A 16,788-nucleotide genomic window follows, 5' to 3' on the forward strand; every position below is an offset into this window, starting at 1 on the left:
ATGGAAGAAAATTTCCAAGAAATATTCAACCACGCAAAAAAATATTTGCTTTCCCTTATAAACCAATTTCTTAACTTAATGACATTGGTTTGCAACCTGAACCTATGCGTTTATGCGTATAATGGGGACATGTACTGCGGTAAAATTTCAATGCCCGAATCACAACATCCCTGGTTGGAATTTATTTGTCATTTGTTCTGCTAATAGAAGGCTGATTTGAAAGCATAAAACGTTTGGTTCAGGTTGCAAACCAATGTCATTAAGTTAAGGATATTTGATCAAAAACAACCCCCTTTATCCCCCTTTTCTAAGGGGGACTTTTGCGGCCGGTCGCTTAACTTAATGACATTGGGTTGCAAACCTGAACCTGCACCAGAGTTTTCGCTTTTCCAAAAGACTAAAGTGCTACAAAATAGATGCTACTTTGCCAAATTTTCAAATATTGCCCGCAACAATTCGCCGACACTCCATGCCTGTGATATACATCCGCGCGGCTTATGGGGATAATCTCCGTCAAAGATCTCCGAAACAGAACCAATTCCGGCATCGTACAGATGATTAAACAACGGTCGTAGTAATTCAACCGCCATTTTTTGTGTATGAATATTGTTGCCGTATATCTTAAAAAATGCATCAAGATATGGTCCTATCAGCCATGCCCATACGGCGCCCTGATGGTATGCCTTATCCCTCTCATAAACATTTCCGCAATAAACACCAATGTAATCTTTATCGGCGGGGGAAAGGCTCCTCAATCCATAAGGTGTTAATAAATGTTTTTTTACGATCTCAAAAACAGCCTGTTGTTTTCTGAAGGGTAATGACGCGAATGGCAGACTTATGGCAAATATCTGATTCGGGCGGATTGAAGAGTTTTTCATTCCGCCGTCAACATAATCGTAAAGATAGCCGCCTTCTTCGAACCAAAATAACTCATTGAATGAATTGCCTGCCTTTGCAGACAACGCAGAATATTCACGGCAATCATTTTCGAAATCCATGATTTCCGCAAAAAAAGAGATAATCCTCAATGCATTGTGCCAAAGGGCATTGACCTCGACCGCCTTGCCCATGCGGGGGGTCACCACCCAATCACCTGCTTTTGCGTCCATCCATGTCAATTGAATGCCTTCCTCTCCGGCATAGATTAAACCGTTGTTCTCAATGTGAATATTATAACGGGTACCTTTACGGTAATAGGAGACGATTTCGTGTAAAACCTGATACAGCTTATTCTGAATTGTCAGTATATCTTTAGAATAGAGATAATACTTATACGCCGCATGTATGTACCACAAAGACGCATCCACTGTATTGTATTCCGGCAATTCTCCATAGTCGGGAAAACGATTGGGAATCATGCCCTTGTCAACATAGCCGGCATACGTGAGCAATATTTCTTTTGCCGTATCATATTTCCCCTGAACAAGGGTTAAGCCTGGAAGCGAAATCATCGTGTCCCTCCCCCAATCAGCAAACCAATGGTATCCGGCAATAATGCTTTTCCTGCAATTCCCCCTCTTTACAATAAAAGTGTCTGATGTGGAGAGTAAGCAGTTCAGCATGCCTGAATTCCCGGTGCTTTCGCCTCCTGTTTCTGAAAAAACAAGGGAGGGAATTATTTGATTTTTTTGGATATTGTTGTTCAACGCATTTCTGCGTGCTGTTTCCTTTTCATAAAGTTTATTAATATCAATGGAATCATGGTTTTCCGTTGATGCGACAACATAATAGATTGCATCGTTTTGTATTGGACCGAAATTGACCGCAAAAGGGCTGAAATGATCCTCATGGGCGTCCATTCCCCGTTCAATCTCCTTAGGATATTCCATGTTTTTATACCAAAAACAATTTGAGTCGATTGATGCCGCATTAAAAAAAAGATACAGAGAGGGGAGTTCCTTGTATGGCGTTAAACAAACCCCATTGCGCAGGCTTGCATAGCCGGTATTCAAAGAGGGATTCTCATGAGTCAGACTGTGATAATCACGAAAAGCAATCATAAAACGAATTGATAAAACAGGTGGGGGAAGCATTTTATTCTCACGATGTATCTGATACATAATCACGGTGGTATTTTGACCATACACCATAAAGGCCGTTTTTTTAATCAGCATTCCTTCTACAGAATACTCCCATACAGGAAACGGATCTGATTGGAATTGAACGAGGTTTTTGTATCCTTCCGGGAAGAGCGTATAAGGATAAATATTCGTGGACAAAGGATATTCCAATCCATCAACAAAGAGTGTTTCTTCTAATTTGGACAGCATTAACATCCTTCCCAGGGGCGGCTTTGTTGCCGCCATAAGCAACCCATGATAACGTCTTGTATTGGCGCCAATAATTGTAGATGAGGCATAGCCACCGATCCCATTTGCTTCCAGCCATTCTTTTTCTAAAGAAAGAGAAACCGTTTGACAGATATTCTTTTTAAAAACGATAGTCATATAAATAAGAGCTCTTTACGATTAAAATATAAATATCACTACAGCGACATTTTATTTTTACGTCCTGCATAAAAATCTGTGTAGTATTAACCCTGACAGGGTTCCAAACCCTGTCAGGGTTAATACGTTCATTTTCAGGTGAAGTATACAAGAAATTGCTGCAACATTTGAAATAAAAATGTCGTAACACTTTGGACTTTTGAAAAAAAATTTACCACGCATACATAGTACAGTGTGCGTGTTAAAAGGTTTTGCTTCCTTATAACTCCCCCCCGGCCCCTCTTTTTAGAAGGGATATAAGGGATAGGTAAAAATGAATGCCGTTGGGTTTTTTGTCTTTTAAAACCCAACCTAAGCCCTTGGCTATATGCTTTCTGCCCTTCAGGCCTGTTGTATTTCGGTAGTTTGACAGAAGCGCAAATGCATGTTATCCATTAACCCTAAAGTAGGCATCTATTTGTATACACCCCAAATAGGGTATTTACAGAAGTATTATTTTTAATATGCTATATTGTATGGATTTTATTTAAGAAAGGTATTCTTATTTCCCTTCCCAAAAGACCTTCCTGGTATCTCAGTAGTAGGCTGAACTATTCTTAAGAAATGAGGTTAACAAACAGCGTTTTTGTTATTTACCCAATGATTTATGAGAATTAACAAATAGCTGTATCTTTGCCGTGAGTCCTCCAGTGCCAGCTTTATTTTGACACGGCAACGGTAGATGACGATGCAGGCGAATGGAACCTGGCAGAAGATGTGATCGGCAGTTTTTTTGCCAATATGTGGAAAGCGGTTAACGCTGAGAAGCCAAGTCCTTCTATAGATGCGAAGCTTTATCTTCGTCACGATTGTGAAAACAAGATATTTTATACATTATTATTAGGGGTAATCTGATTTGTTTCTGGAGTTGCCTGATGACAATGTATAAAGACTAGGATTGACGTTTTGTAAGGGAGAAAAAGTAGAATATTTTTTATCCCAGCTTGCATAAAATGACTTTAGCCTGTCTGTTTATAGAAATAATCACACAACACACAACACACAACACAATCATCTATTATTATAAAAGCATCACGATAAGGGCAAACCCTTAGTAATCAGGGGACGCAAAGCAAAGGGTCTTCAAAATATTTTCCTGCAAAGGCGGGAAAATATAAAGACAGCCTTACTGCCGGAGATGTTTCCCAAAAAATATCTTTGCAGTAAGGCTTTTTTATTTTAAGGATATTACTTTAGTAAAAATTACGTGGCATATTTTCCTGGTTTCTTTAGAGAAAGAGTATCCGAAAGCTTTGTGCCTTCATAAATAACACTTACATTTTCATATACGGATATGCGGTGATATCCATAACTTATCATAGAACCATAAAAGGAGGATAGTAAGATGAAAAGGGAAGGCAAGGTCTTTATAGTATCTGCGGTTCTTTTGTTGGTAATGTTTTTGATCCCATCTCTTCTAGCGGCCCAGTCTGTCAACTTGCTTTTGAATGGGAGTTTTGAAGACGGTAACTTTTCACTCACAGGCTTCCCGAGTGACTGGACTCCTGACGCGTTTGACCCTTCCGCCACACTCATTTGGGATAACAGCCAGGCTCATTTGGGTAGCAAGAGCGTAAAGATTGAAGCGCCCACACCGAATGACGCCCGCTGGATCAGTCAGACGGTAACCGTACAACCTAACACGAATTACCTCGTATCAGGTTGGATCAAGACAGAAAACGTAGCGCACTCTTCCCAGTCAGTAGATGCCGGGGCAAATCTTTCACTCTTTGGCACCTGGACACGTTCGGAGGGGCTCTTTGGAACAAATGACTGGACCTATGTCAGTTTCGTTTTCAACTCAGGCTCAGATACCCAGGTGACGATTGCAGCCCGGCTGGGCTACTGGTCGGGAACCACCACAGGTACCGTATGGTTCGACGATCTGCAACTTACACTAATCGACCCTTCCGGCCCGCATCCGCGCTGGAAGATATTGGTTCTCATTTACGGCACAACGGATTTCACCTATACGGATAGTTCGCATGTTGGTTCTGTGAGTGACTGGACTTCTGACGTGTTTGCCCCTTCCGCCACGCTCACCTGGGATAACAGCCAGGCTTATCTGGGCAGCAAGAGCGTGAAGATTGAAGCACCCACACCGAATGACGCCCGATGGATCAGTCAGACGGTGACCGTGCAACCCAACACGAATTACCTCGTGTCGGGCTGGATCAAGACAGAAAACGTAGCGCACTCTTCTCAGGCTGTAGATGCTGGGGCAAACCTTTCACTCTTTGGCACCTGGACGCGTTCGGAGGGGCTCTTTGGAACGAATGACTGGACTTATGTCAGTTTCGTTTTCAACTCAGGCACAGATATCCAGGTGACGATTGCAGCCCGGCTGGGCTACTGGTCGGGAACCACCACAGGTACCGTATGGTTCGACGATCTGCAACTTACACCAGTAAGCGGAGCCCCGGTCAACTTGCTTAAGAATGGGAGTTTTGAAGATGCCGACACATCGATTGAGCGTCATGTTGTTGCTTCCATGACCCCGGACGAAAAGGATCAGGCTGCAAGCGCTGCTACACTGTTCGTTAAGACAGATATTCCCGCACTCACGAGCGGGAACATGATCCCCATCCTTACGATCCGCTACCCCGATCGAGCGCTTACAGAGCTTAGTGGGAGTGCCGGAAGTGGCTGGTGGCCTGCCCCGGAGAATACTGCCCCCGAACGTGATCCGGCATTTGACTCTGTTATTGTGATCTGGGACCCGAGGTGCACAGACCAAAATACCGGGGAATATATATGGATAGGGAATGCGGCGGGATTTACACCATTTTTGGGAACAGGGCAGACGTATACAACGCTCATCATTGAAGCGGCTATTTCGTATGGCCATCGCAATGTTTTCAAGCACGAGTATGGGCATTCCATTTCTGAATATTTTGATGCGTCCGGGACAGCCCCCAAACCGAAGGTTGAAAATCATACGGATGCCACACAGTATGTAAATTGCTACACGGGCCAATATTACGTCTGGGAAGACGATACGGAAGCTAATCCGATCCCGAATTCTATCTACAACAATGATTCGGGTTTTACCCACGACTATTATTCCGGAACCACCGCCCTTGCCAGTCAGCCAACGCGCTGTCTGGGGATTACATCGAATGCCTGGGCTTCAGGTGGACCGGTAAGTAAGCCTGGCACGCCAACACCGGAAATTATTAATGACCTCGTTACCTTTAAACCTATAAAATCAACATACACGACTACTTCTGATACCTCCGATTGTGGGGATGGGTTTGTGGGGCAATTTAGCTTCGATGCAAGGCTTACAAACAAGTGTAACAGCTCACTTAACGGTCTTGTGGTTGAGGTTACAGAATTGACAAATAATAATGTATTGCAAAACGCCGATGGGGGAGCAGGCGGAGTAGGATCAAGGTTGACAGTGCAAAATGAGGGAGATTATGCCGATGGCGTACTGAGCCCCGGGGAATCTGTAGATGTCAATTTCATTATTTGCTTAACGAATTCGAATCGGTTTAGGTTCGTTGTGGATGTGTTGGGGAGTAAAGAAGCGGCATCTTCTCAAGCATTAGAAGCACTACAATCAACAGGCACTGAACCAAGGCGTGTAAAATTGCACAAGAGGGGATTCTTCGGCAGATTCCGTCCTAAATAGAAATATGTTTTGGACGCAGATGAACACAGAAGAGCAGAGTGTTTTTCGTTCACCGCAGAGGACTCTGAGAACGCAGAGAAATGATAACAGGGGGATGGAAACCACAGAGGCACTGAGATAGAGTGCAGACAGCAGACAGGTAGGTGGCATGGACAAACTTGTTTGTCCGTGTGCCATTGCCTTATTAGCGATTAAGGGGTTGGGAAAAGACAACAGATGACAGAGACGGATAACTATCTGTATTACAAATTTATAAAACCTTGTTTTTTAGCAAAGATTTTTATTTAATTTGTTGTGTAAGATATTTTACATCCCCTTTGTCCCCCCTTCTGAAGGGGAAATCGGAGGGGTTTTGATACTTTACCACCCCTCAATCCCCTCCTTGCGAAGGAGGGGATTGAGGGGTGGTTCCTTTGGTTTTAGTTATGCCACGCTGTGGACTCTGTGGCTAAACTTTGATAGTATTCAATTTTAAGGAAGGGGGTGAGAAAAATGTCAGAAAAGATTTCCGCGGGACACATCGGCCAGGAGGAACATGGCTTACATGCTTCCCAAACCAGGAAGCCTTTTGCAGAGCCTAAATTAACCTTCATCGAACCGAAGCTTACGAAACACGGAGATGCAACCAAGATTACGGGTCAGTTCTTTGGTACTTTTAGACCGTAGGTATAACAAAGGAACTCATAAAAAAGAGGATGGGAAGATTAGGAAGATGAGAGGTTGAGATGATTGAAACAGGGGTTAATTTCTACTCTTTCTACGAAATAACCGTTGGGGTCAAATGGGAAGGGGAGGGGATTGAAGATGAAATTGAGCAATTCTTCTCTCCCCTTCCCTTTGTTAAACGATGCGGTATAGCGAATTCCGTTCATATTGAGTTGAAATTTACCACGACGGATGCACCCTTGAATATCCCACGTTCGGCATCAGTGCCTTTTTACTGCTATGACTTATCAATCTGTGAGGCAGATGGTCATGTTTACCTCACCGACCGATTATCTGTTTTTCAGCTCCAACTTCAAGCGGGAACAGGTTTCGTAACCCTTCATCGCTCTTTTAAGGAAAAACCTCCTTTATCGAAGTATAACTTCTTTCTTGTTGGCCTTATCCATCTCCTTTCTTCCCGGGGTTTCTACGACCTTCATGCTGCCGGGCTTGTCAGAGATGGGAGGGGCTATCTGTTTTTAGGGGAGTCAGGCAGCGGCAAATCAAGTACTGCCCTTAGTTTGGTCCGTCAGGGCTGGCACTATGTCTCAGACGATGCCCTTTTTCTTAGATCATCAGCGGACGGAATAGAATCCCTGGCCTTTCGGAAGCATTTTTATCTCGATCCTGTCTTGTCCCGGCAATTCCCTGAAATAGCGCCTCATCTTAAGGGCTCGGCAATGGGAAACCATACCAAGCGATTTTTAGATGTAGAGTCGGTCTACCCAGGTCGATTTCGGACAAGCTGTATTCCAAAGGTATTGATTTACACCCAAATAGTTCTTCAACCTGAGAGTATGTTGATACCCGTAGATAAAACAACTGCCTTTATAAAATTGATGAGGCAAAGTGCATCGCTATTTTTTAAACGTCAGGCGGTCAATGTACATTTAGAGGCCATTAAGCGGCTTGTATCTCAGTCAGATAGTTACGAACTCCTTGCAGGACACGATTTGTATGAAAAACCGGAGAAAATTTCAGGAATTTTATCAGGTTTAATTGTTTAGCTACAATGACACAAAAACATACAAAAAGAGGTAACAGTTCCGCCGACTCGAAATACATGCAGAATTACAACCCCCTTACCCCTTTTGTTAAGGGGGATTTTTAAAGTTCCCCTTAACAAAGGGGATTGAGGGGGTTTATGTATCGTTACAAATACCTCGTGAATTGTTAAAAAAAAGTTTTTATACAGTAATACTACAATGCCGGGAATATTGATAGAACTTACCAATCGCTGTAATTTAAGCTGCCATCATTGCCTTGATGGAAGGCATAGTGGTGACGGAGACCTGAAAATAGAAATTTTAGAAAGGATTCTCCGGAATGCCGGGGGGCATGGCTTTGATTACATCTCCTTTACCGGCGGAGAGCCAACGTTGCATCCCAGATTTACCGAGATGTTCACGATGGTATCCGAAGCTGGATATAACTTTGGCTTTGTTACAAACGGTTGGAATTTTACTGAAATTTACAGAAAGATACTTCCCCATCTTAATAGTCTTACAGGAATTACCTTTAGTTTAGAAGGTGCGAGGGAGGAGACACATGACAGGCTTCGTGGAAAGGGTTCGTATCGCCGGGTGATGCAGGCCGTAAGCATTTGTGTGGTAAAAGATATTCCCTTCACCTTCAATACGGTCATTACGTCCCACAGTCGGGGTGAATTAAATGAAATAGCAGTGCTTGCAGCAAAACTGGGAGGCCGGGGACTCAGGTTTGGACATCTTATTTCAACTCCCCGAATCGTATCAGAAAATATGGATCTTTCGCCGATAGAAAGAAGGCTGACAGAAACTATCATCTGTCAGCACCAGAAAACCTTTTCCATTCCTATCGTTATGGCATCGGGATACTATACGACTGAACTCTTTCCTTGCGCTTCGTTTAAAATGGAAGAGATTAATATCGACTGGCGTGGCAATGTCACCATGTGCTGTAATTTATCAGGACATGGAGAAGAAGTAGGAAACGATGATATAATAGGCAATTTGAATGAGATGAGTTTTTCAGAGGTTTATAGGCGTTTGGTTCAGGTTAACGGGAAGTTTCAAAAAGAGAAGCTTGAACACCACGGCAATGGTAAATTTAGAGATTCAGATTATTTTCCCTGTTGGTTCTGCTTGAATTATTTTAAGAAGGTAGACTGGCTGAAAGAGTTTTCGGGGAACCCCTGGTCTCGCATGGTTTGGACGGAAGGGGTATTTGCATAATATCAAGTGCAATTTTGTAGATTTTATGACCGCCCCTTTATCCCCTGCTTCGCAGAAAGTAGGGAATGGGAGGTCTTTCACTTCATATTGAATAATTACGAGAAATACTGAAAAGGAGGTTGATAAAAGATGCTAGCGTTAAATTATAGGGTAACGCCTGACCCTGAGGTTGTTATTACGGAATTATAAGGCAAAGAGGCCGTCCTTCTCCATCTGGGCACGAAGATGTACTTCACCTTAAATGAAACAGGACTGCGGATCTGGCAAATGCTCAGTAGTGGTCTTACGCCTGGAGAGATAAGCGAAATAATTCAAAATGAATTCGATGTTTTACCTGAAAAGGCCAGAGAAAGTGTGCTTAATCTCATCCATGAACTTATCCGTGAAAAATTAGTGAAGGTTGTAGATGGGTAACAAAACTTGTGCTATTAAAAAATTCAGGACTCATTTTAGCTCCTTCGGGGAGATCTGGCTCTTTACCCAAATTTTTCTCCTGATTGCCGTTTTGCCTTTCCTGTTCAGGTTCTTGTCCCTGCCCAGGGTTATGAAAATGCTTGCGCCACGGAACTTTAGAGTTTGCCAGAACAAAGACCTGGAAAACATGAAAGATAAGATCATAAAGTTTACAGACTACATACTGAGGCATAACCTCTGGACAGACAAAAATATCTGTCTCAGGCGGTCTTTAGTTCTTTATCACTTTTTACGTAAATTGGGAATAAACGTCTTTGTATGTTTTGGAGTGAGATATAACGGGAGGTTATCTGATAGAGAGGCAAAAAAGAAATTGGAGGGCCATGCCTGGCTTCTTTACCATGGGGATATTTTTCTGGAAAGAAATGCGGAAGTAACTAAAACCTATACGATGACGTATTGTTTCCCAGACAAGATAGAGTAAATTGGATAAAATTATCCCGGAGGCTGATAATGAACATATCACATGAAAATAGGTTCTTACTCCATTGTCTTCAGACAAGCATCTCCGGGAATACAGGAGATAAAATTAAGGATGTAATAAACCTTTCGTTAAACTGGGAAGAGGTTTTAGCGTCTGCTTTCTGGCATGGTATTGCCCCATTACTATATCACAACTTAAAGAATATCAGTAAGGGACATTGTATATCTCAAGAGGTCACGGCTCAGTTGAGAACGGCTTATCATGGAAATTTAGCCAGGAATATGTACCTTTATGCGGAATTAAAAAGGATTTTAGAGACATTTTGTGATAAAGGTGTGAAAGTTATTGTTTTAAAGGGCGCGGCTTTAGCGAAAACTGTTTATGGCGATGTTGGTTTACGGCAAATGAGTGACGTTGACCTTCTCGTTAAAAAAGAAGACCTCCCTTGTGCAGAGAAAATAATGTCCGGATTAGACTATCGTTTCCAGGGTGAAATGCAACCGGACTGGTACAGAGAAAACCACCAGCATATAAGTTATGTTAATTCAGAGAAGAATATCCCGGTGGAAATTCACTGGCACATAGCAAGAAAGGCACACCCATTAAGAATTCGCATTATTAATGACATTATTGAAAGATGGTGGGAAGAGGCTAGAACGATAGAAATTTCCGGCAGTAAAGCATTTATACTCAGTCCGGAGGATTTAATTACTCACCTCTGCTTCCATTTTTTAAAACACCGGTTTATAAATCATAATGGAGGTTTTAGTAGCAAAGGCGCACTTATCCAGTTGTATGATATTTTTCAAACCCTTAAATATTATAGAGATGAGATTGATTGGGTAAGGTTTAAGTCTGAAGCCGAAAAATACGGAATAGATAGCCTTATGTATACTACCCTTTCCATTGTAAGGGAAATCATGGGAGAGCACGATGACGTTTTTCATAATGCCCTTAGTAGCTTTAGATCAGAGGATTTAGATAAAGAATTAGTGCGGCTTATCAATAAAAGAATACTTATCAGGGAAGATACCCTTCCTGCCGTTCCCGGTAGTTTTATCAAGTCACAAATAGCGGATACATTTCAAACGAAGATAAAGATTCTTTTTAAAGAAATATTTCCACATCCAAAAGTTCTCTCAAATAGGTATTCAGTACCTTTGTACTCAAAGAGGCTCTGTCTATACTATTTAATTCGTCCCTTTCGCCTCATTTTAAAATCCGGAAAGATAATACTAATGCTCCCTCGAGTTAAGGAAGAGGCAATCCTTAATACATGGATAAATTCTCAAGTAGGTCCAATCGTGGACGATTAAACCAGCCCAAGGGTGGTAGTTTGGCGTTCTTTTTACTATCAACTGACAGCTATCGACTGCTATAATTTATTGAGATGTTCCAAATAAAATGTTACTCAATCGCGAAACTCTGGGAAAGGCATGCCGGATTTGAGAGGGTATCAATTTTTATAGATACATTATTTTAGAAATGGAGTTGATATGAAAAAATTAGCTATGATTTTATGTTTTTTTATTGTCATGATGAATTGTGTAATTGGGGGGCAAGTGAACGATATGATTGGAATCTGGATTGACGTAAGAACTGCCAAGGAATACAAGTCGGGACATATTGAGGATGCTATAAACATTCCATATAAAGAAATTGGAAGGGAAATTGAGTCGGTTACAAAAAACAAGAGTGAAAAAATTTTCCTTTATTGCGAAAGCGGGAGGCGGTCTGGTATTGCAAAAGAGATTCTGGATAAAATGGGATATCTAAATGTAATAAATGCAGGCGGCTATGAGGAGATCAAAAAAAGGCAGAATAAAGCGGAGTGAAACTCTCGAAAGGCAATGGGAATATATCGCCTTTGGCGAGGTTAAAATAACTTGGCTACAGCGACGGCGATAGTGGTACAACCGGCTACGATTGCAAATATCTTCATAAGCAAATCTGCGTGCGAAGCCCTTATGCGAAACTCAAGGTTGACAATCTCATTACGGGTTTCCAGAAACCTGAGGTCAATTTCGTTACGAAGGTCTTTAAACTTAACGTCCACATCGCTACGGAAATCATTAATTTTGGCATCCACATCGTTACGAAGATCTTTAAACTTAATGTCCACCTCATTACGAAGAACATTAAATTTTACATCCATCGCGTTAAATTTGATGTCCATATCGTTACGAAGAGCATTAAACTGGACATCCATCGCATTAAATTTGACGTCCATCTCATTAAATTTAATGTTAAGAAAATCCTTCAGGTTTTGCTGGCCGTTAACATGCGATTGTTCAAGGGTCTCTGTCAGAACTTCCGCCTGATCGTGAGTAAACCCGACAGATTCAAACTTTCGTATATTTTCTAATTCTTTCGTTATAGGCATGGGTACATTATACAAATATCATGAAACGTTATCAATTTTTTATTTTACCGAACCCTCAAGTCTTTACCAGGACTGGAATTTGATAAATCCCATCTTGAGAGGAATAGGGGGAGGGTTTGTTCATTTATAAGGAAATAAAAGTTACATAATTTCTTAACAAATCAAAAATACGAATTTACATTGATGAAGAAGGGCGTTTTCAATTTGACATATTAATAAAATATAAGTACCATTGGCACTTTGTTATTTTTTGAAAAGATGAACTCTGGAATCTTGCTTTTCTTCAAGGTTTTTGTGTAAAAACAATCGAAATTACCGTTCATAAAGTAGATTAAAATATCCATAGCAGATTAATTTTCCAGCTTCATTCTGATTGTGTTGATGTTTTTCTAAAAATGTTTTCTCCAGAAGTGTTACCATAATGGATATTAAGAATATTGATGCAGACATATTAATTATCGGAGGAGGTGCAGCCGGCTGCTTTGCAGCAATGCAAATTTATAAAAAATCTTCCCGCTGCAAAGTGGTTATCATGGAAAAGGCGCATATTGAACGCAGCGGTTGTTTGGCAATGGGGCTTAATGCCATTAATGCTTATATTCATCCGGGACAAACCCCTGCATCATATGTTGATTTTGTGGCGAGAGAGTTTGAAGGGATTATACGAAAAGATTTAGTGCTTACCATGGCGGAAAGATTTAATGAAGTGGTAAAGGAGGTGGATGCGTTAGGGCTGCCTATTGAAAAAAATGATGACGGTTCTTACAAAAACCGGGGAACGCGCAGTATTCGCATTTTTGGCGAAAGGCTGAAACCTATACTTGCTGAAGCGGTGAGGAAAACGGCAGCTCAGGTGTTAAACCGCGTCGTTGCGACAAATTTTATCTATAATGGAAAACGGGTTTGTGGCGCGTTTGGTTATGACGTCAGGGGTGGTAATTTATATGTGGTTCGGGCAAAAGCCGTTATTGTTGCTACCGGAGGAGCTGCCGGGATATATAAACCTAATAATACCGGCGGCGCGAGGCATTTGATGTGGTATTGCCCGTGGAATGCCGGGACGGGCTATGCGATGGGGATTCGTATTGGCGCCGAAATGACAGGTTTTGAGAACAGGTTTATCCCTTTGCGCGTAAAAGACGTCAATGCCCCTACAGGCACAATTGCTGTCGGGGTTTGTTCAAAACAGGTTAATGCGCTGGGGGAAGACTACCTTGGCTGCCATTATCAGCATTTGGGCGGAAGAAAATGTTTGACTCAATACAGACTTTTTGCCACGCTGGAAGAAATGAAGGCATGCCGCGGGCCTTGTTATCTTGACACAACACACCTGAATGAAGAAGAAGAAAGGAAACTAAAGGAAGATTATTTGAATATGAACCCTCAGATTGTTCTTCTGTGGGCAAGCGAAGGAATGGAGCCGCGAAAAAAACCTGTTGAAATACGCGGTACGGAACCTTATGTTGTGGGTGGTCATTGCCAGGCGGGATATTGGATTGACACGGAAAGGAGAACCACCATTCCAGGGCTTTATGCCGCTGGCGAAACCGCCGGTGGGGCTCCTAAAAAATATGTCAGCGGCTGTTGGGCTGAAGGCGCTATTGCGGCGCTAACGGCACTAAAAGACATTGATAACATCTCTTCAGAAGAAATTGACGAAAATAGTATTGAAAAAGAAAAGGCCAGGATTTTTAATCTATTAAACAGAACTAACGGGATAACACCCTTGGATGTGAGAGAACGGCTTCAAAAAATCATGGATGAATATGCCGGGGGTATTTCTTTCAATTACATGTTGCATGAAAACAGATTGCTGGAAGCCCGGCAATTGCTGAAATGTTTGCACAACCATACAACGGATTTGATGGCGGCGGATAATTACAACCTCGTAGAAGCACTGGAGTGTATTGATCGGATTGATGTTGCCAGGACATTGGTGGAACATCTCATTTACCGTAAGGAGACCCGATGGGCGTGTTATCAAACCAGATTGGACTATCCCCAAAAAGACGATAATCGCTGGCTGAAGTATGTAAATTCTGTCTATGACGTTGAAACAAATGAAATAAATATGAAAGAACGGCCCTTACAATAATGAGCATTTTTATCGATAAAACCATCTGCAATGGCTGCAAAGGATTGCCGGAAGCACGCTGCGAACGCATATGTCCGGGAAATCTCTGCTACCGTACGGAAAATATGAAAGCGGAAATACGCGACCAATCGGCTTGCTGGACGTGTGCTTGCTGTGTAAAGGAATGCCCAGTCCAGGCAATCGAACTGAGATTACCGTTCCAGATTTGCAGCGACAGCGCCTCATTAAAAGCACGGCTGACTAAGGATAAAACAATCTGGACTATCTGGAATTCGCAGGGGAAAAAAGAAGAATTTGTGGTAAAGGTAAGGAATTAATTTTATCGCAACAATTTTAGTTCCTTGTAAAAGCAGGTGCAAAGCAGGAGAAATCGCATACATTTAAACAGTTTTGAAAGGAGAAAGAGTGAACTATGGTCAAGAACATCCCGCCACATGGGGGTAAACTTATAAACCGGATAGCTTCCGCAGAAGAGAGAGAAGTATTGTTAGATAAGGCGAAAAATTATGCCATGAAAAAAATCCAACTCGATTCCCGTGAAATAACAGACCTCGATATGATTGCAGTTGGCGCAATGAGTCCGCTTGAGGGGTTCATGTGCAAAGTAGATTATGATAATGTTGTCGATAATATGCGTCTGGCAAACGGACTGCCTTGGTCTATTCCCGTGACGTTATCAGCGAGTAAGGAAGAAATAGAAGGGCTTAAGCCGGGGAATGACGTTGCCCTTATCGATAAAGCAAATGAAGTAATTGCCATATTACATTTGGAAGAGATATTTCATCATGATAAGACGAAAGAATCGCTTGAAGTGTATGGAACGGACGATAAAAAACACCCCGGTGTTGATTATGTTTACAAGATGGATGATTATCTTCTTGGCGGTAAAGTGAGTGTTGTTGACAGGGCAAAACCAGGGGACTTCCTCGCTTACAGGCTCGATCCTGCAGAAACAAGGGAACTGTTTGTAAAAAGAGGCTGGAAGAGAATTGTCGGTTTCCAGACACGTAATCCTGTTCACAGGGCGCATGAATATATTCAAAAATGTGCTCTTGAGATTGTTGACGCCATCCTTTTGCACCCACTTGTAGGAGCGACAAAAAGCGATGATATCCCCGCAGACGTCAGGATTAAGAGCTACGAAGTTCTTTTAGAAAAATATTATCCGAAAGACCGCGCGATGTTGTCGGTCTTTCCTGCTGCAATGAGGTATGCGGGCCCGCGCGAAGCAATTTTCCACGCGCTGTTGAGAAAAAACTATGGCTGTACGCATTTCATTGTGGGAAGGGATCATGCAGGGGTAGGGAGCTATTACGGGACGTTTGACGCACATTATATATTTGATGAATTTGATGCGCATGAAATAGGAATTACTCCCCTCTTTTTTGACCATACATTTTATTGTAAAGCGTGCAATGGTATGGCGTCTTATAAGACATGTCCGCATGACTCGGCAAATCATGTCATCTTAAGCGGCACTGAGGTGCGAAGAATGTTAAGCGAGGGAGAAGCGCCTCCTCCTACCTTTACAAGGCATGAAGTTGCAAAGATATTAAGTGAATATTACCAAAGTACACGGTAACGATTAAATCAGACAAAACAAAAGGCTTGAAATTGATACAAAAACCTGCTAATATCCTTTCTGCTTATTGGGAATAAGGCAGTATCATCTCTTGAATGCCTTTCAATAAGCAATACACAATTTGTTGAAAATACTGCAATTTTGAAAAATAAAAAACATCTTTTAAGGGGCCGTAGCTCAATTGGTTAGAGTACCAGACTGTCGATCTGGATGTTGCGGGTTCGATTCCCGTCGGCCTCGTTTTTTATTTTTTTACACGCCTAAAATCCGGACAAGCCGGAACCAAACAAACACAAAATTCAAAACAAATTCAAAACATCCAACAATACGAAGCTCGAAAATGAAAGATATGCTTGTTTAGCATTTAAAATCATTTTGTCATTAGAATTTGTTTCGTATTTCGTAACAAGTTAGTTTTTTGAAACCGTAGGGGCGAAGCATTTGCTATAAATTATCATAAATGCATTCATACTCGTACTGGCAAATGCTTCGCCCCTACACCATGCGGCAAACATTGTTATTACTGGAATTTTTCAAAAAACTAAAGTGTTATCGGATTTCGGATTTAGCATTTCGTATTTTACCATTAACTATTTTGGCAAAGTACTAACAGAGCATTTATAGAAATATATGGCAACTATTCAGCATAAACATTACACGACTCCCGGCGGGTTCAGGTTTGCAACCCAATGTCATTAAGTTAAGAAATTGGTTTATAAGGGAAAGCAAATATTTTTTTGCGTGGTTGAATATTTCTTGGAAATTTTCTTCCATTTCTTATAGCAG

General features: G+C 41.8%; 11 protein-coding genes, 1 tRNA gene, 1 pseudogene and 1 riboswitch. Of the genes and pseudogenes, 11 read left to right on the forward strand and 2 right to left on the reverse strand.

What is annotated here, in order from left to right; all coding sequences use genetic code 11:
- Window positions 1–419 precede the first annotated feature (419 nt).
- A complete protein-coding gene (locus ABJL82_RS15415) occupies window positions 420–2,450 on the reverse strand; it encodes an amylo-alpha-1,6-glucosidase (protein ID WP_347275598.1) in 2,031 nt (676 codons plus the stop codon).
- A 1,071-nt stretch (window positions 2,451–3,521) separates the two neighbouring features.
- Window positions 3,522–3,626: riboswitch (cyclic di-GMP riboswitch) on the forward strand.
- Between the two features lie 208 nt (window positions 3,627–3,834).
- Here ABJL82_RS15415 and ABJL82_RS15420 point away from each other — a divergent pair.
- The 7 genes and pseudogenes from ABJL82_RS15420 (at window position 3,835) to ABJL82_RS15450 (ending at window position 11,777) form a co-directional block, all read left to right on the forward strand.
- Window positions 3,835–6,126: a carbohydrate binding domain-containing protein gene (locus tag ABJL82_RS15420; protein WP_347275599.1), complete on the forward strand. Its 2,292-nt coding sequence runs from the start codon at window positions 3,835–3,837 to the stop codon at window positions 6,124–6,126.
- 725 nt (window positions 6,127–6,851) lie between these two features.
- Entirely contained in the window at window positions 6,852–7,838 is a 987-nt protein-coding gene (locus tag ABJL82_RS15425; RefSeq protein ID WP_347275600.1) for a hypothetical protein, read from the forward strand.
- 198 nt (window positions 7,839–8,036) lie between these two features.
- Window positions 8,037–9,044, forward strand: coding sequence for a radical SAM protein (locus tag ABJL82_RS15430; protein WP_347275601.1), 1,008 nt, complete (start codon window positions 8,037–8,039; stop codon window positions 9,042–9,044).
- Window positions 9,045–9,251: 207 nt separating this feature from the next.
- Window positions 9,252–9,458 (forward strand): annotated as a pseudogene (locus ABJL82_RS15435) (PqqD family protein); the annotation flags it as partial.
- Complete coding sequence (locus ABJL82_RS15440) at window positions 9,451–9,942, forward strand: lasso peptide biosynthesis B2 protein (RefSeq protein ID WP_347275602.1); 492 nt, start codon at window positions 9,451–9,453, stop codon at window positions 9,940–9,942. The pseudogene ABJL82_RS15435 and the gene ABJL82_RS15440, both read left to right, overlap by 8 nt.
- A gap of 29 nt (window positions 9,943–9,971) precedes the next feature.
- Window positions 9,972–11,258 carry a nucleotidyltransferase family protein gene (locus ABJL82_RS15445; protein WP_347275603.1) on the forward strand — a complete coding sequence of 429 codons (1,287 nt, stop codon included), beginning with the start codon at window positions 9,972–9,974 and terminating at the stop codon, window positions 11,256–11,258.
- A 180-nt stretch (window positions 11,259–11,438) separates the two neighbouring features.
- Window positions 11,439–11,777, forward strand: coding sequence for a rhodanese-like domain-containing protein (locus tag ABJL82_RS15450; RefSeq protein WP_347275604.1), 339 nt, complete (start codon window positions 11,439–11,441; stop codon window positions 11,775–11,777).
- 41 nt (window positions 11,778–11,818) lie between these two features.
- On the opposite strand, the gene ABJL82_RS15455 is transcribed toward ABJL82_RS15450, so the two are convergent.
- The gene (locus tag ABJL82_RS15455; protein WP_347275605.1) at window positions 11,819–12,325 is read right to left on the reverse strand and encodes a hypothetical protein; all 507 of its coding nucleotides are present in this window, start codon (window positions 12,323–12,325) and stop codon (window positions 11,819–11,821) included.
- A 421-nt stretch (window positions 12,326–12,746) separates the two neighbouring features.
- On the opposite strand from ABJL82_RS15455, the gene ABJL82_RS15460 reads away from it, so the two are divergent.
- The 4 genes from ABJL82_RS15460 (at window position 12,747) to ABJL82_RS15475 (ending at window position 16,242) form a co-directional block, all read left to right on the forward strand.
- On the forward strand, window positions 12,747–14,420 hold the full coding sequence (locus ABJL82_RS15460) for an adenylyl-sulfate reductase subunit alpha (protein ID WP_347275606.1): 1,674 nt from the start codon (window positions 12,747–12,749) through the stop codon (window positions 14,418–14,420).
- Window positions 14,420–14,737 (forward strand): adenylylsulfate reductase, encoded by a 318-nt coding sequence (locus ABJL82_RS15465; RefSeq protein ID WP_347275607.1) that lies wholly within the window; start codon window positions 14,420–14,422, stop codon window positions 14,735–14,737. The genes ABJL82_RS15460 and ABJL82_RS15465 overlap by 1 nt, the downstream gene beginning before the upstream one ends.
- Before the next feature lie 95 nt (window positions 14,738–14,832).
- Window positions 14,833–16,002, forward strand: coding sequence for a sulfate adenylyltransferase (gene sat / locus ABJL82_RS15470; protein WP_347275608.1), 1,170 nt, complete (start codon window positions 14,833–14,835; stop codon window positions 16,000–16,002).
- A 166-nt stretch (window positions 16,003–16,168) separates the two neighbouring features.
- Window positions 16,169–16,242: transfer RNA gene (locus ABJL82_RS15475), tRNA-Asp, on the forward strand.
- The last annotated feature ends 546 nt before the right edge of the window (window positions 16,243–16,788 follow it).

Origin of the sequence: Candidatus Kuenenia sp. (genome assembly GCF_039794105.1) — a bacterium.
Lineage (GTDB): Bacteria > Planctomycetota > Brocadiia > Brocadiales > Brocadiaceae > Kuenenia.